Genomic DNA, 15,946 nt, shown 5'->3' on the forward strand with positions numbered 1-15,946 from the left:
TGAATCCCCTGAGTCAGCGATTCGGTCCCGGTTCGTTCAGGACTCGTTCCGGTTGTGCGCACACCGGTACTCTGGCGAATGACACCGCGACACACTATGTGGGGCCGGCTTGCCTCGCGGCCATTCACTTGCGCCCACCACGATGCTAACCGTTCTCGACGACAGTCGGCCGGAAAGGCCCTATTGATTAGATGAACATCCAGCCCCGCCCGTCGCAGCCCCTGATCCTGTCAGGCCGCGATGTGACCGCGATCCTCGGTCCGACCAATACCGGCAAGACGCATCTGGCGATCGAGCGCATGGTCGCGCATGAGACAGGCGTCATCGGCCTGCCGCTGCGGCTGCTCGCGCGCGAGGTCTATGCACGCGTCTGCGAGAAGGTCGGTGCGGCCAAAGTCGCACTCGTCACTGGCGAGGAGAAGATCGTCCCGCCGGGCGCGCGCTATTCGGTCTGCACGGTCGAGGCGATGCCGCGCGAGACCGACGCCGCCTTCGTCGCCATCGACGAGGTTCAGCTCGCCGCGGACCTCGAGCGCGGTCACATCTTCACCGACCGCATCCTGCACTTGCGCGGCCGCCAGGAAACGCTGCTTCTCGGCGCCGCCACCATGCGCGGCATCCTGGAAAAGCTCCTGCGCGGCATTTCGGTCGTCACCCGCCCGCGCATGTCGCACCTTGCCTATGCCGGTTCGAAGAAACTGACCCGCCTGCCGCGCCGCACGGCCATTGTCGCCTTCTCGGCAGACGAGGTCTACGCCATCGCCGAACTGATCCGCCGCCAGCGCGGGGGTGCCGCCGTTGTGCTCGGCGCGCTCTCCCCGCGCACCCGCAACGCGCAGGTGCAACTCTATCAGTCGGGCGATGTCGACTATCTCATCGCCACCGACGCGATCGGCATGGGTTTGAACCTCGACGTCGACCACGTCGCCTTCGCCCAGAACCGCAAGTTCGACGGCTTCCAGTATCGCGAATTGACGCCGGCCGAGATGGGTCAGATCGCCGGCCGCGCCGGCCGCCATCTGCGCGACGGCACCTTCGGCGTCACCGGCCAGGTCGACCCGCTGCCTGACGAACTCGTCGAGCGCGTCGAGGCGCACAATTTCGACAGCGTGAAGGTGCTGCAATGGCGCAGCGCCGAATTCGACTTCTCCTCGCTCGATGCGCTCAAGCGGTCCATCGACGCCGTTCCCCCGGTCGAGGGCCTGACGCGCGCGCTGCCGGCGGTCGACGCCAAGGCGCTCGACATCCTCTCGCGCGACGAGCGCGTGCGCAATCTGGCGAATACGCCCAAGCGCGTCGCCATGCTGTGGGACGCCTGTGCCCTGCCGGACTATCGCCGCATCGCGCCCGCGCAGCATGCCGAGCTCATCGGCTCGATGTTCATCGATCTGGCGACCAAGGGCCATGTCGACGCCGACTACATGGCCGAACAGGTGCGCCGTGCGGATTCGACCGCGGGCGACATCGACGCGCTGTCGCACCGGATCGCCCAGATCCGGACCTGGACCTTCGTTTCGAACCGGCCGGGCTGGCTTGCCGACCCGGTTCATTGGCAGGAAAAAACACGCGATATCGAGGACAGATTGTCCGATGCGCTTCACGAGCGATTGACGAAACGCTTCGTAGACCGCAGGACATCCGTGCTGATGCGGCGCTTAAGAGAAAACAGTATGCTTGAAGCTGAAATCAATCCGACCGGCGAGGTCCTCGTCGAGGGCCATCATGTGGGCGAGCTGCAGGGCTTCCGCTTCACCGCCGACCAGAAGGCGGAAGGCGAGGATGCCAAGGCCGTTCGCGCTGCCGCGCAAAAGGCGCTGGCGAGCGAGTTCGAAACGCGGGCCGAGCGCTTTTCCGCATCGGCCAATGGCGATTTCGCGCTCACGGCCGACGGCCTCGTGCGCTGGATCGGCGCGCCCGTCGCCTCGCTGACGACAGGCGATGACGCGCTGCGCCCGCGCGCGATCCTGCTCGCCGACGAACAGTTGACCGGCCCCGCGCGCGACAAGGTCGCCGCCCGCATCGAGCGTTTCGTCAACTACCAGATCGAGACGGCCCTCAAGCCGCTGTTCGATCTCCAGGCCGCAGACCAGCTTTCGGGCATGGCGCGCGGCATCGCGTTCCAGATCGTCGAGAATTTCGGCCTTCTGAACAGGCGGGACGTCTCGGAAGATGTCCGCGCGCTCGACCAGGAAGCCCGCGCCGCGCTGCGCCGCCTCGGCGTGCGCTTCGGCGCGTTCCACGTCTTCGTGCCGGCACTCCTCAAGCCCGGTCCTGCCGGTATCGTCACGCTCCTTTGGGCGCTGAAGAACGACGGCAAGGACAAGCCCGGCTTCGGCGACGTCGTCAACGCGCTTGCCTCGGGCCGCACGTCCGTCGTCGTCGACCAGGCGATCGACAAGGAATTCTACCGTCTCGCCGGCTACCGCAATCTTGGCCGCCGCGCCGTCCGCGTCGACATTCTCGAGCGCCTCGCCGACCTGATCCGCCCCGCGCTTGGCTGGAAGGCGGGCAGCGGTGCGCGCCCGGAAGGCGCGTTCGACGGCAATGCCTTCCTCGTCACGCCGGCGATGATGTCGATCCTCGGCGCCACTGCCGAAGACATGGAAGAAATCCTCAAGGGTCTTGGCTATCGCGGCGAGACGAAACCCGAAGCGGAAATCAGGGCGAAACTCGACGCATTCGATGCCGAAGCCCGCGCCAAGGCCGAGAAACCATCGGCCGAGGCTCCGGTCGAAACCGCAAAGAGCGCTGAACCTGCGCCGGCAGACGTGCAACCGACGGACCAGCCTGCCGCCGAGCCTGTCACGGAAGCCGACGCAACCGAGCGTGTGGCCGAAGCCGAGCCGGTAGCCCAGGCCGCCGCCGAGCCCGCTCCAGAAGCACCGGCAGAGCCCGCCGCCGAAGCGGCTGCCGTGCCGGCGACCGAGGCCGCGCCGCAGGACCCCGGGACGGGCGAGGAGCCCGAGGCGCCGAAGACGATCACCATCTGGCGTCAGGGCCGCTTCGAAGGCCGTCCGCGCCGCGAACGGGGCAACCGCAACGCGCGCAACCGTGGCGCGGCGCAAGCCGAGGACGCAGCTCCGGGCGAGAAGCGCGCCTTCCGCGGCAAGCCGCGCGGCGACGGCGCCGGCCGTTCGGATCGCGGTCCGGGCAACGGGCCGCAGCGCGGCCGCGATGAAAGGCCGCGTGGCGGAAAGCCGGGAGGCAAGCCCGGCGGACAGAGGGATGGCAAGCGGGACGGCAAGCCGTCCGGCGAGCGTCGCTGGGAGGCACAACCCCCGCGCGACGCGAAACCGGCCAAGCTCGATCCGGATTCGCCCTTCGCCAAGCTCGCTGCGCTCAAGGAGCAATTGAAGAAATAGATGGAAGGAACCGCCCGCCAGCGGATCGACAAATGGCTGTTCTTCGCCCGCGTGGCGAAGTCCCGTTCGCTGGCGGCAAAGTTCGTCCAGGCCGGCAAGGTCCGGCTGAACCGCGAGAAGATCGACCAGGCGGCCCACAGCGTGAAGCCCGGCGATGTCCTGACCATCTCGCTCGACCGGCGCATCCTCGTGCTGAAGATCCTCCTGCCCGGAACGCGGCGCGGCCCGTTCGAGGAGGCCCGCACGCTCTACGAGGACTTGTCGCCTCCGCCCGAGGCCAAGGCCGCCGAGCTGCCGCCTGTCGCCGAGCGCGATCGCGGCGCTGGCCGCCCGACCAAGCGCGAGCGCCGCGAGATCGACCGCTTCGAAGGACGTGATTGAGCCATCGGACCGGGAAAAGGAATCCGGTCTGGAATTCCATTCCTCGCAAGCGCCGATCGGCGCATCATGCGACCCTTGTCACGGCGTCCCGAACTCGCTACGTGACCACCCGAAAGACTTTGCAGCGCCTTTGGAAGGCCGGAGCCGGCACCTATGACCTACCTCGTCACCGACAATTGCATCAAGTGCAAGTACATGGACTGCATCGAGGTGTGCCCGGTCGACTGCTTCTACGAGGGCGACAACATGCTCGTCATCCATCCCGACGAGTGCATCGATTGCGGCGTCTGCGAGCCCGAATGCCCGGCCGAGGCGATCAAGCCTGATACCGAGCCGGGGCTTGAGAAATGGCTTGAAATCAACACCGAATACGCCCAGAAGTGGCCGAACATCACGGCCAAGAAGGAGCCGCCGGCGGACGCCAAGGAGTTCGATGGCGAAGAGGGCAAGTTCGAGAAGTACTTCTCTGCCGAGGCCGGCACAGGCGACTGACGCCTCACGCTTGTCCGATATGCGGCATCGCGCCGCAGCTATGGCGAATCACGACGCGTCCTAGCGGCGCTGGCGTTGCGCGGCTAGTGCAAATGGTTGATTCTGTCCACATTTTGTGTTACACAATCACGACATGCCGGTGACAAACGTCGATTTCGTGCGCAAGCGCATCAATCACTGAAAGGTGGGACTCAATACGGACCAGGGCGATCTGGGCCGCGCTTCACCATTTCAGGTGAGCTTGGCTTTTTCCTTGGTTTGGCAGTCCGCTCTTTTGTCCCGACACCATGCTGGCCGGTTTCACCCGGCCGTTTCCGGATGACCGGCCCTGTCAGAGGCCGGTATCGCAACAGGGAGTATCGGGCGTATGGCAACCCAGCAGAAGAAATCCGCGGCGCGTAACGGTTTCAAGACCGGTGAGTTCATCGTCTATCCTGCCCACGGCGTGGGCCAGATCGCGACGATCGAGGAACAGGAGGTCGCGGGCCACAAGCTGGAACTCTTCGTCATCGATTTCCAGAAGGACAAGATGCGTTTGAAGGTACCGGTCGCCAAGGCCGTGTCCATCGGCATGCGCAAGCTGTCCGAAACGGATTATGTCGACCGCGCGCTCCAGGTCGTCCAGGGCCGCGCCCGCGTGAAGCGCACCATGTGGTCGCGTCGCGCGCAGGAATACGATGCGAAGATCAATTCGGGCGACCTGATTTCGATCTCCGAAGTCGTGCGCGACCTCTACCGCGCCGAGAACCAGCCTGAGCAGTCCTATTCCGAGCGCCAGCTCTATGAGGCGGCCCTCGACCGCATGGCCCGCGAGATCGCGGCGGTCAACCGCGTCTCCGACACCGAGGCCGTGCGTCTGATCGAGATCAACCTCAACAAGGGTCCCAAGCGCGGCGCCAAGGCCGACAACGAAGAGTCCGAGACGGAGCAGGAAGAAGCCGCATAAGGCCGAACCGCTTCATCCCAACTGACGAAAGACCCGGCCCCCGCGCCGGGTCTTTTCGTTTGGGGCGTCTGGGCCCGGAAGCGCGCGATGGAACCGCAGCTCCGCCGCCGCGTTTGAACCATGCATGCGCGCAGAAACCATCGCGCTGCGTCAAGACCGGACGGCCAGGCAGAGACACCTCGACGCTGCTCGATGATCCGAAATTTGGTGCGGCCCGTAGAGAAGACAAGACCAGACGCAGCAACATCGGGAGCGCTTCGGCCATGGAAAGTAGCTCAAGAAGTTCGATGATCCGGGCGGCCATGAAGGCGCCTTATCTCGCCCGCGAGGAAGAGCTTGAACTGGCGATCCAGTGGAAAGAGAAACGGGACCAGAACGCGCTCCACAAGATCACCACCGCCCATATGCGCCTCGTCATCTCGATGGCCTCCAAGTTCCGCCATTTCGGCCTTTCCATGAGCGACCTGATCCAGGAGGGCCATGTCGGCCTCCTCGAGGCTGCGGCCCGCTTCGAGCCCGACCGCGAAGTCCGTTTTTCGACCTACGCGACCTGGTGGATCAGGGCGTCGATGCAGGACTACATCCTGCGCAACTGGTCGATCGTGCGAGGCGGAACGTCGTCGGCGCAAAAGGCGCTGTTCTTCAATCTGCGCCGCCTGCGCGCCAAGCTGCAGAGCGGCCCGGAAAACCTGTCCAACGCCGATCTCTACCGGCAAGTCTCCGTCGCCCTCGGCGTTAACGAGGCCGATGTCGCGATGATGGATGCGCGCCTGTCCGGCCCCGACACCTCGCTCAACGCTCCGGTCATGGACGACTCGCCCGGCGGCACCGACCGCATGGCCTTCCTCGTCTCCGATGCCCCCTTGCCCGACGAGGTGGTGACCGACACGATCGACACCGAGCGGCGCAGCAAGTGGCTGTCCGGCGCGCTCACGGCGCTCAACCCGCGCGAGTTGAAGATCATCCGCGAACGGCGCCTGCGCGAAGACGGTGCCACGCTGGAATCGCTCGGCGAGCGGCTTGGCATCTCGAAGGAACGCGTGCGCCAGATCGAAAGCCGCGCGCTCGAAAAGCTGCGCACTGCGCTCGTCAATGGCAACCCGCATATGGCCGGCAGCGCCTGACGCGGCATGTCGCCCGCAAGCGCTAGCGGTCGGAAACGATCTTCACCCGGTCGCCGACCGACAGGCTGGCGCCCGGCCCAAGCCCGTTGAGCAGCTGGAACAGTTCCATCGGCCGGTCTGTCCCGACCATCCGTCCCGCCATCGAGGCGACGTTGTCGCCTGCTCCGACCTGTACGACGCGGATGCGCAGCGGACGTATCTGCGCCTTTTCCGCATCAGAGAGCGTGCGGAAGCTCGCCGCCACGGAATTCGCGACGGCCTGCAGATTGTTGCTGGCGAGCGGCGCGGCGGTCAAAAGACGATAGACCTGCCGGCCCGAGCGGATCAGCGTCACGTCGAACTGCCAGCCCTCGGCGCGCGCCTGCGCGTTCACCGCTTCGTTGCCGTTGATCGTCGTCTGCCGCACTGACGCCGGATCGAGCCCGGCGACCCAGCCCGACTGCACATAGGCGGCAAGGGACTGGCGCGGCTCCACCGTCACGCCATCGAAGCGCACGGCCATGTCGCCCGGCCCTGCGGCGGTGACGGCCGCGGCCGAATTGTCGATCACGAAGCCCTGCGGCACCTCGAAGGAAACGCCGAGGATCGGATGGACGAAGGACGTGCCGCGCACGAAGCCTTCCTCCGGCGTATCGCCGAAAAGCATGCCGTCGATGCCGTCGAGAAATGCATTGCGCTCGCGGTTGCCGACGCCCGGCATGCCGAACTGGCGCGCATGGCGCGTGGCAAGGTCGATGCGCTGGGGCGCGTTGGGGTGGCTGGCGAGGAAGTCGAGGCTGCGATTGGCCGACGATTCCACCGTGCGCGATTCCGCATAGGCGGCCATCGACTGCAGGAAGCGCGACGCCGCATAGGGGTCGTAACCTGCGCGGCCGATCGACTTGATGCCGATCGCATCGGCTTCCAGTTCCTGGTTGCGCGAGAACTGCGCGAGCCGCAGCTTGCCGCGGATGAGCGCCACCTGCCCGCCGGTGTCGCCGCCGCCCAGAACGTCGGAGACGACGCGCGCGGCAAGCACCTCCTCGGCCTCCTTCTGCTGGCGCTGAATGCCGTGATTGGCCGTCACATGCGCCATCTCGTGCGCGACCACGGCCGCCACTTCCGCCGAATCGTTGGCGAGCGCGAGAAGGCCGCGCGTCAGATAGAGGAACCCGCCCGGCAGCGCGAACGCGTTGATGTTGGGCGAGTTGAGGATGGTGATCTGGTAGGTCTGGTTCGGATTTTCCGGGTCGAGCGTCAAAGAGCCGACGATGCGCGCGATCGACCGTTCGAGCTTCGGGTCGGAATATTCCCCGCCATAGGTGGCCAGGATGCGCGGATGCTGCTCACGCGCGATCGCCGCCATGCGGTCGTCGCGCGTCACGCTGTCGACGGTCACCGGATTGGCGGAGGGCTTGAAGGCGTCCTCGTTGAGCGAAGCCGCGTCGAATGCCTGGCATGAGGTCAGCGCCGTGGCCAGCATCAGGGCGATCGCGAGCCGGCCAAGGCTTCTCGGGCCGGCCTTCATGCCAAAATCAGGTTCGATCGCTCGTGCGGCCAGATCGGCCTCCCAACTCTTCGACGGGACTCGGCGCGCATATCGTGGCGCGATGCCCGCGCAGACAACAGAAACCTTGAGGAAAGACAAGTCCCCTTCCGCCTGTCTGCTCTGTGCCTCGCGATTGTGGTGACATGCAGGCGTTTTGCCGTCAAAGCGTGGGCAGGCGTCCCGCATAATCACTGAAAACGCTTGGTGCATCGGGTCCGAAGAAGGTCTCGGCCGGACCGTCCGCCGCGACCGTGCCGTCGGCGAGGAAAATGATTCGCCCCGCGAGCGCGCGCGCATCCTCCGGCTGGTGGGTGACGAAGACGATCGTCATGCCGGTCTTGGACGCAAGGGCGCGCACCAGTTCCACCATGTCCGCCCTCAGCGCCGGGCCGAGCGAGGCAAAGGGTTCGTCGAGAAGGAGCAAGGGCCGCTGCCGCACCAGCGCGCGGGCAATCGCGACCCGCTGGCGCTCGCCTCCCGAAAGCTCGGACGGCAAACGCTCCTCCTTGCCCGCAAGTCCGACATCGGCGAGCGCCTCGGCGATATCGGTCCGGTCCTGCCCTGAAAGCCGCAGCCCCGGCGAACGCCCGAGCCCGACATTTTGCGCGACCGACAGGTGATGGAAGAGATTGTTCTCCTGGAACACCATCGACACCGGGCGCTTCGCCGGATCGAGCTCTGTCACGTCGGTTCGCTCGATCAGGATTCGCCCGCCCTGCGGTGCCTCGAAACCGGCAACGAGGTGCAGGAGTGTCGACTTTCCAGACCCGCTGGCGCCAAGGAGTGCGACGACGCTGCCCGCCGCGATGTCGATGTCGAAGCGCATCACGGCCCCGCCGGGATAGGCGAAGCGCACCTGATCGAGTTGTAGCTGTGCGCCCGTCATATCCGCCTTCGCCCGAACCATTCGGCCGCCAGCATCAGGATCAGCGTCAAAAGCGCAAGCAGCAGCGCGATCCCCGCCGCGTCCGCTGTCCGGTAGCTGCCCATGCGCGCGAGCAAGAGATAGGGAAGCGTCTGCACCGCATCCGAACCGAACAGCGCGATGACGCCGAGATCGCCGAGCGACAGCGCCATGGCAAAGGCGAAGGCGGTGCCGAGCGGGCGGCGCATCAGCGGCCAGTCGACGAGCCGCAGCCGCGCAAGGCCGCCAAGCCCAAGCGATGCCGACAGCCGGTCGTAGCGCGCTGCCGCCGCATCATGCGCCGGCCGGATGACCCTCAGTGCAAATGGCAGCGCCATGACGGCATTGACCGCGACCACCATCGGCGCGGCCAGCGCCAGCACGTTGCCCGACTGCCGCAACAGGATGAACCAACCGGCGCCGACCACGATCGGCGGCACGACAAGCACGAAGCCCGCGCCCGTATCCATCGCCCGCTCCAGAAGCCCGGCCGGCCCGCCCCGCCGCGCCACTTCCAGCCGCTGGCGCGCCCGCACGAGCGAAACCGCCAGGAGCAGCGTTCCGCCGGCGGCAAGCGCGGAAAGCTGGAGGCTCGTGATCGCCGCCGCATGCACGGCCGGATCTCCCGCCAGCCGCGCCAGTTCCGCCCGCAGGCCCGAAACGACGACCGCCGCCATCGGCGCGGCGACGAACACGAAGGCCAGCGCGATCAAGATCCCGTCCGCCAGGCGCCCCGCCGAGCCGCGATGCGCCGGCCGCCTTGCGACCGTTGCCATCGCCGCGTCGCCAACCAGGTCTCCGACCGCCTTGCGCAGCGCAAGCACGGCGGCAAGCGTCAGCGCCACCTGCACGGCCACCAGCGCAACCGCGCGCGCCGGGTCGAAATCGAAGCGCAGCGCCTGGTAGATCGCGACCTCCAGCGTCGTCGCACGCGGCCCGCCGCCGAGGATCAGGACGATGGTGAAGGACGTCACGCACAGCATGAAGACGAGGCCCGCGACGCCGGCAAGGCTTGCACGTATCACCGGCCATTCGACGAACCGGAACGTCGCCCAAGGTCCGAAGCCGAGCTGGCTCGCCAGCCGCCACCGGTCGTTCGGCACCGTCTCGAGCGCCTGCAGGAAAAGCCGCGTCGCCAGCGGCACGTTGAAGAAGGCATGCGCCACGAGAATGCCGGGCAAGCCATATATCCCCGGCCAGCGCGCCCCCCCCAGCGCCGTCAGCGGCTCGGCAAGCAGCCCCGCCCGCCCCAGGAGTGCCAGAATGCCAAGCGCCGCGACGATCGCCGGCAGGGCGAGCGGCACCGCGAACAGCGCCAGCAACCACCGCCGGCCGAAGAAATCCGGCCGCCGCGCCAAGGCGCGGGCGACGAAGATGGCCGGCACGACGGAAACGAGCATCGACAGCGCCGCTTGCCACAGCGTGAAGCGTGCGACGCGCACGAGATAGGTATCGAATGCGCTGACCGCGCCGGAAGGATCCCGCGCGCCTTCGACGATCAACCCCGCGAACGCCCCGCCGAGGAGGAGGGCGATGGCGCCGAGGGCGAAGATGCCGGGTGTGACCGCCCCCAGGCGCAAGCGCTTCAAATCCCGATCACCTGTTCATCACCGCCAGCCACTCATCCACCCACGCCGCACGGTTGGCGGCGATCTCCTCCGGGGGCAATTGCAGCGCATCTTCCGGCGCGACGGCGTCCTCGAACACCGGATTGAGCGGCTCCGAGGTCGGCCCCGCCGGAAACATCCAGTTGTGTTCCGGAATGGCGTCCTGAAACCCCGGCCCTGTCATGAAGGTCAGGAATTCCTTCGTCAGAGGGTTCTCCGCGCCTTTCACCGTCGCCGCGGCGACTTCCACCTGCAGGTAATGTCCCTCCTCGAAGATCGCCGCCTGGTAGCGGTCGGTGCGCTCGGCGATCTGGTGATAGGCGGGCGACGTCGTATAGGAGAGCACCATCGGCGCCTCGCCGGAGGTGAAGAGCCCGTACGCCTCGCTCCAGCCGGGCGTCACGGTCAGCACCCGCGCCGAAAGCTTCTGCCACGCCGCTTCGGCTTCCTCGCCATAGACCGCCTTCATCCACAAAAGCAGGCCGAGCCCCGGCGTCGATGTGCGCGGGTCCTGGATGACGATCTTCTGTTCCGCGTCACCGTCGACGAGTTCGGCAAGGCTCGCGGGCGGCGTGGCGATCGCCTCCGTGTCGTAGACGAAGGCGAAATAGCCGTAGTCGAATGGCACGAACATGTCGTCCGTCCAGCCGCCGGGCACCGAGACGGCTTCCAGCGAAACGCCATGCGGGGCGAACAGGCCGCTCTCGCGCGCTTCATGGGTCAGGTTCGTGTCGAGGCCGAGCACGATATCGGCCTCGGTGCCCTCGCCCTCCAGCTTCAACCGGTTCAACAGCGCGACGCCGTCGGCTGCCGATACGAAGTCGACCGTGCAGCCGCACTCGGCCTCGAAGGCGGTCTTGACCAGCGGTCCCGGCCCCCATTCGGCGGTGAAGCTCTCATAGGTATAGACGGTCAGCGTTTCCTGCGCAGTCGCGGGCAGCGCCAGTATTGCCGCCAGAACGCTGCCTGTGAGAATGGGAATGGATTTCATCATGCGCCTCCTTGTCAAACACGGGGTTGAAGGACAGGCGCTTCGATCTTCGCGTCTAATCCCTCCGCCGGTACAAACCGGATCAGGTTCTGCGGGTTGGCATTCGCCTCTCAGCCGCGCACGCGGCACCCCGTTAGAGTGCTTCAAGACATAGAATGAGCCGCCCGCAGGCGCAAGATCGGCCAGCTACGCTAACCAATTTCCCGCATCGATCGCATTTCCCGATTATTCAATCGATTGGAGAACTTGGCGCGGCATTCCGTTTGTCGAACCCATCTGCTATGCGCCTTGCCGATCATATCATCAGGAGAATTTGCAAGATGACGGAACGTCTCGAAGACATCGCGCTCGCCATGGTCGCCGACGGCAAGGGCATTCTGGCCGCCGACGAAAGCTCCGGCACGATCAAGAAGCGTTTCGACGCCATTGGGGTGGAATCGACCGAAGAGAACCGCCGCGACTATCGCGAGATGATGTTCCGGGCCGACGACGCCATGAAAAACCACATCTCCGGCGTCATTCTCTATGACGAGACGATCCGCCAGAAGGCCGCCGACGGCACCCCGCTCGTCGACATCATCAAGGCCGCAGGCGCCATCCCCGGCATCAAGGTCGACGCAGGCGCCAAGCCGCTCGCCGGCTTTCCGGGCGACACGATCACCGAAGGCCTCGACGGCCTGCGCGAGCGCTTGGCCGAGTATTACGAGCTCGGCGCGCGCTTTGCCAAATGGCGCGCCGTGATCGACATCAACGAGGAGGAGAACGTTCCTTCCGCCACCGCCATCGACGCCAACTGCCACGCGCTCGCCCGCTATGCCGCGCTCTGCCAGGAAGCCGGCATCGTCCCGATCGTCGAGCCGGAAGTCCTGATGGACGGCACGCACGATATCGACACCTGCTACGAGGTGACCAAGGTCACGCTCTTGCAGCTCTATTCCGAGCTCTATGCCGCCGACGTCAACCTCGCCGGCACGATCCTCAAGCCGAACATGGTCGTTCCCGGCAAGAAGTCGGGCACCAAGGCCTCGCCCGAACAGGTCGCCGAGAAGACGCTGAAGGTCTTCCGCGAGACCGTCCCGGTCGCCGTTCCGGGCATCGCCTTCCTCTCCGGCGGCCAGTCCGACGAGGAAGCGACCGCCAACCTCAACGCCATGAACGCGGCCGGCCCGCTGCCATGGAAGCTCACTTTCTCCTACGGCCGTGCCCTCCAGGCCGCCCCGCAGAAGGCCTGGGCCGGCAGACAGGAAAACGTCGCCGCCGCGCAGAAGGCCTTCGCCCACCGCGCCCGCATGAACGGCCTCGCCGCGCAGGGCAAGTGGTCGCCGGATCTCGAAAAGCAGGGCTGAAGTCTCATCGGCATCGCGCAACGATGACGCCCTCCCTCCCCTTTAGCGGCGAGAGACAATGGTGGGGTCCCCTTCGCGGAAACCCTTCCCCGCCCCGGTCACAGTGACGCAGAAGCCCGGATACCAACCATCCGGGCTTTTTCTTTCCGCCCCCGCGCTTTTATATACGCGCCATGCCCAGCCTTCTTCCACTCCTCACCTGGCTCGCCTTCCCGGTCTATGTCTGGCAGGGGCTTGGCGTGCGCCGCCGCGTGCAGCGCATGCTGCCGGCGCAGGGCCCGGTGATCCACCGCATCGACGGCACCGGCGAGCCGATCAACCTTCTCGTTCTCGGCGATTCCTCTGCCGCCTCCGTTGGCGTCGAGAGCTCCGAGCGCGGCCTTGCCGCCCGCATCGCCCACCGTGCGCACGCGGCGACCGGCCGGCCCGTCGTGTGGCGTGCCGCCGGCTTCAACTCCGCCACGGCCGGCCGCCTGCGCGACCATGTCGTGCCCAACATGGACCCCGGCCACTGGACGCATCTGGTGCTGACGGTCGGCTCCAACGACGCCAAGAACTTCCACACCGGCGCCCGCTTCAACCGCGAATTCGGCACGCTGCTCTACGCCCTTCGCGCCAAATGGCCCGAGGCGCGCGTCGTCTGGTCGCCGGTCGTGGAAATGTCGCTGATGCCCGCTTTGCCGCCCGCGCTCGGCCGCATCCTCGAAATCCGCGCCGGGCTGATCAACTATTGGGGCCATCGCCTGTGCCTGGAACGCGGCGCCGTGCCCGCCACCCGCCTGCCGATCGACGATCCTGTCGCCGGCTTTTCGCTCGACGGCTTCCACGCATCCGAAGCCGGCTACGACCGCTGGGCCGAGCACCTTCTCCCGCTGCTTCTCGACACGACGATTACCGAAGCCTGAACCATCGTCGCAATCGACGGACGCAAAACCGCTTCGCACTTTTGCTGCGATTGCTTTAGTTCGGCCTCACCAGCACCGTCAGCATCATCACCGCGATCGCCGCCACGGCGATCTTCCAGAAATCGCCGCGCTTCTTCAGCCCCGGCAGGCCGAGCGGCCTGATCACCTGCACCACCATGGCGGCGATGAACAGGAACGCCACCACTTTCGTTTGCATCTCGATCCTCGCGATTCGACCCGCCACCCTATAGCAGCCAATCCGACTTTTGCCGAACTGGACACGCCGTTCCCCGCCCGCTACCTCAAGGGCAGCAGGGAGGAACCGCATGTCGCGCTATCATCAGGTCTATGAAAGCTGGAAGTCCGATCCTGAAGGCTTCTGGCGCGACGCCGCCAAACTCGTCGACTGGACCCGCCCCCCGCAACAGATCTTCGACCCGTCCGCCGGCATCTACGGCCGCTGGTTCCCCGACGCGGAATGCAACACCTGCCACAACGCCGTCGACCGCCATGTCGAGCGCGGCCGCGCCGACCAGCTCGCGCTTGTCCACGACAGCGCCATCACCGGCACGGTGCGCAAATTCACCTATGCCGAGCTCAAGGCCGAGATCGTGGCGCTCGCCGCAGTCTTGGCTGACAGCGGCATCGGCAAGGGCGACGTCGTCATCATCTACATGCCGATGGTCGCCGAAGCCGCCATCGCCATGCTCGCCTGCGCCCGCCTCGGCGCGGTCCATTCGGTCGTCTTCGGCGGCTTTGCCGCGCGCGAGCTCGCCACCCGCATCGACGACGCCAAGCCCAAGGCCATCATCACCGCCTCCTGCGGCCTCGAACCCGGCCGCACGATCGCCTACCAGCCCCTCTACGACGGCGCGATCAGCATCGCGAAGCACAAGGTCGAGACCGTCATCGTCCTCCAGCGCGTTGAGCAAACCGCCGCCCTCACCCCCGGCCGCGACATCGACTATGCCGCCGCCACCGCAAAAGCCAAATCCGACGCGCGCGAAATCCCTTGCGTCCCCGTCAAGGCGACCGACCCGCTCTACATCCTCTACACCTCCGGCACGACCGGCCAGCCCAAGGGCGTGGTGCGCGACAATGGCGGCCATCTGGTCGTGCTCGCCTGGTCGATGGAAAACGAGTTCGGCGTCCAGCCGGGCGAGGCGTTCTGGGCGGCGTCGGATGTCGGCTGGGTCGTCGGCCATTCCTACATCGTCTACGCGCCGCTCATCCATGGCTGCACGACGATCCTGTTCGAGGGCAAGCCCGTCGGCACGCCAGATGCGGGCACCTATTGGCGCGTGATTTCCGACCACAGCGTCGTCGCGCTCTTCACCGCCCCCACCGCCTTCCGCGCCATCAAGGGGCAGGACCCGAAAGGCGAGTTTGTCCAAAAATACGACCTCACAAAATTCCGAACCCTGTTCCTGGCCGGCGAGCGCGCCGATCCCGAAACGATCAAATGGGCGGAAAACCAGCTCCAAAAGCCCGTCATCGACCATTGGTGGCAGACGGAAACCGGCGCGCCGATCACGCAGAACCCGGTCGGCCTCGGCACCCTGCCGGTCAAATACGGCTCGCCCGGCGTGCCCATGCCCGGCTGGCAGATGGAAATCCTCGACGATTCCGGCCATCCCGTTCCGCGCGGCACGCTCGGCAACGTGGTGGCGAAACTCCCCCTGCCGCCCGGCAGCCTGCCGACGCTCTGGCACGCCGACGAGCGCTTCAAAAGCGCCTATCTCGACGAGTTCCCCGGCTTCTACAAGACGGCCGACGCCGGCATCGTCGACGAGGACGGCTACCTCTTCATCATGGCCCGCACCGACGACATCATCAACGTCGCCGGCCACCGCCTGTCGACCGGCGCGATGGAAGAAGTCCTCTCCGAACACCCCGACGTCGCCGAATGCGCCGTCATAGGAATGGCCGACCCGATGAAGGGCCAGGTGCCCTGCGGCTTCGTCGTCCTCAACGCCGGCGTCGACCGCCCGGCGGCCGATATCGAACGCGAAATCATCGCCCTCGTCCGCAACCGCATCGGCGCCATAGCCGCCCTCAAGACCGTCGTCCCAATCAAGCGCCTGCCGAAGACCCGCTCGGGCAAGATTTTGCGCGCGACGATGCAGAAGATCGCGGACAGGGAGGCGTGGACGATGCCGGCGACGATCGATGATCCGGCGATTTTGGAGGAGGTGGAGGTGGCGTTGAGGGCGAGGGGGATTGGGTAGCCCAGTTGGACACTTCGAACTACCGGCATTTAGTAGACCGTAGGGCCGCGATTTGAGTTCTGCACGGCCTGACATGTGGCTGCGGCTTCGGCATCGGTCATCTGGGTTGGTGCGGGGCACCGATTTTCGGCG

Annotated in this window: 13 protein-coding genes and 1 riboswitch; of the genes, 8 read left to right on the forward strand and 5 right to left on the reverse strand. The window is 66.3% G+C overall.

Annotated elements, in window-relative coordinates:
• Window positions 1-191: 191 nt before the first annotated feature.
• The 5 genes from GTK01_RS14555 to GTK01_RS14575 all read left to right on the forward strand — a co-directional run bounded on the left by GTK01_RS14555 (window position 192) and on the right by GTK01_RS14575 (window position 6,305).
• Complete coding sequence (locus GTK01_RS14555; RefSeq protein WP_252927065.1) at window positions 192-3,362, forward strand: helicase-related protein; 3,171 nt, start codon at window positions 192-194, stop codon at window positions 3,360-3,362.
• Window positions 3,363-3,743, forward strand: a complete 381-nt coding sequence (locus GTK01_RS14560; RefSeq protein WP_252927069.1) for an RNA-binding S4 domain-containing protein — start codon at window positions 3,363-3,365, stop codon at window positions 3,741-3,743.
• A 153-nt stretch (window positions 3,744-3,896) separates the two neighbouring features.
• Window positions 3,897-4,235: a ferredoxin FdxA gene (fdxA, locus tag GTK01_RS14565; protein ID WP_252927071.1), complete on the forward strand. Its 339-nt coding sequence runs from the start codon at window positions 3,897-3,899 to the stop codon at window positions 4,233-4,235.
• Window positions 4,236-4,602: 367 nt separating this feature from the next.
• On the forward strand, window positions 4,603-5,181 hold the full coding sequence (locus GTK01_RS14570) for a CarD family transcriptional regulator (RefSeq protein ID WP_252927073.1): 579 nt from the start codon (window positions 4,603-4,605) through the stop codon (window positions 5,179-5,181).
• A 263-nt stretch (window positions 5,182-5,444) separates the two neighbouring features.
• Window positions 5,445-6,305 (forward strand): RNA polymerase factor sigma-32, encoded by an 861-nt coding sequence (locus GTK01_RS14575; RefSeq protein WP_252927075.1) that lies wholly within the window; start codon window positions 5,445-5,447, stop codon window positions 6,303-6,305.
• 22 nt (window positions 6,306-6,327) lie between these two features.
• On the opposite strand, the gene GTK01_RS14580 is transcribed toward GTK01_RS14575, so the two are convergent.
• The 4 genes from GTK01_RS14580 to thiB form a co-directional block, all read right to left on the reverse strand.
• The gene (locus tag GTK01_RS14580) at window positions 6,328-7,812 is read right to left on the reverse strand and encodes a M48 family metalloprotease (RefSeq protein WP_252927108.1); all 1,485 of its coding nucleotides are present in this window, start codon (window positions 7,810-7,812) and stop codon (window positions 6,328-6,330) included.
• 181 nt (window positions 7,813-7,993) lie between these two features.
• Window positions 7,994-8,719 (reverse strand): thiamine ABC transporter ATP-binding protein, encoded by a 726-nt coding sequence (thiQ, locus tag GTK01_RS14585; protein WP_252927077.1) that lies wholly within the window; start codon window positions 8,717-8,719, stop codon window positions 7,994-7,996.
• Window positions 8,716-10,326, reverse strand: a complete 1,611-nt coding sequence (gene thiP, locus GTK01_RS14590; RefSeq protein WP_252927079.1) for a thiamine/thiamine pyrophosphate ABC transporter permease — start codon at window positions 10,324-10,326, stop codon at window positions 8,716-8,718. Before thiP ends, thiQ begins: the two co-directional genes overlap by 4 nt.
• A gap of 7 nt (window positions 10,327-10,333) precedes the next feature.
• Window positions 10,334-11,335 carry a thiamine ABC transporter substrate binding subunit gene (thiB, locus tag GTK01_RS14595; RefSeq protein ID WP_252927081.1) on the reverse strand — a complete coding sequence of 334 codons (1,002 nt, stop codon included), beginning with the start codon at window positions 11,333-11,335 and terminating at the stop codon, window positions 10,334-10,336.
• A gap of 42 nt (window positions 11,336-11,377) precedes the next feature.
• A riboswitch (TPP riboswitch) is annotated at window positions 11,378-11,478 on the reverse strand.
• A 177-nt stretch (window positions 11,479-11,655) separates the two neighbouring features.
• On the opposite strand from thiB, the gene GTK01_RS14600 reads away from it, so the two are divergent.
• Both GTK01_RS14600 and GTK01_RS14605 read left to right on the forward strand, forming a co-directional pair.
• Entirely contained in the window at window positions 11,656-12,681 is a 1,026-nt protein-coding gene (locus tag GTK01_RS14600) for a class I fructose-bisphosphate aldolase (RefSeq protein WP_252927084.1), read from the forward strand.
• A 173-nt stretch (window positions 12,682-12,854) separates the two neighbouring features.
• Complete coding sequence (locus tag GTK01_RS14605; protein WP_252927087.1) at window positions 12,855-13,586, forward strand: SGNH/GDSL hydrolase family protein; 732 nt, start codon at window positions 12,855-12,857, stop codon at window positions 13,584-13,586.
• A 55-nt stretch (window positions 13,587-13,641) separates the two neighbouring features.
• Here GTK01_RS14605 and GTK01_RS14610 read toward each other — a convergent pair whose 3' ends face one another.
• Window positions 13,642-13,803, reverse strand: coding sequence for a hypothetical protein (locus GTK01_RS14610; protein ID WP_252927090.1), 162 nt, complete (start codon window positions 13,801-13,803; stop codon window positions 13,642-13,644).
• A gap of 109 nt (window positions 13,804-13,912) precedes the next feature.
• Here GTK01_RS14610 and GTK01_RS14615 point away from each other — a divergent pair, with 109 nt between their 5' ends.
• On the forward strand, window positions 13,913-15,814 hold the full coding sequence (locus tag GTK01_RS14615; RefSeq protein ID WP_252927092.1) for a propionyl-CoA synthetase: 1,902 nt from the start codon (window positions 13,913-13,915) through the stop codon (window positions 15,812-15,814).
• Window positions 15,815-15,946: the final 132 nt, after the last annotated feature.

The sequence above is a fragment of the Aliihoeflea sp. 40Bstr573 genome, assembly GCF_024105655.1.
Classification (GTDB): domain Bacteria; phylum Pseudomonadota; class Alphaproteobacteria; order Rhizobiales; family Rhizobiaceae; genus Aliihoeflea.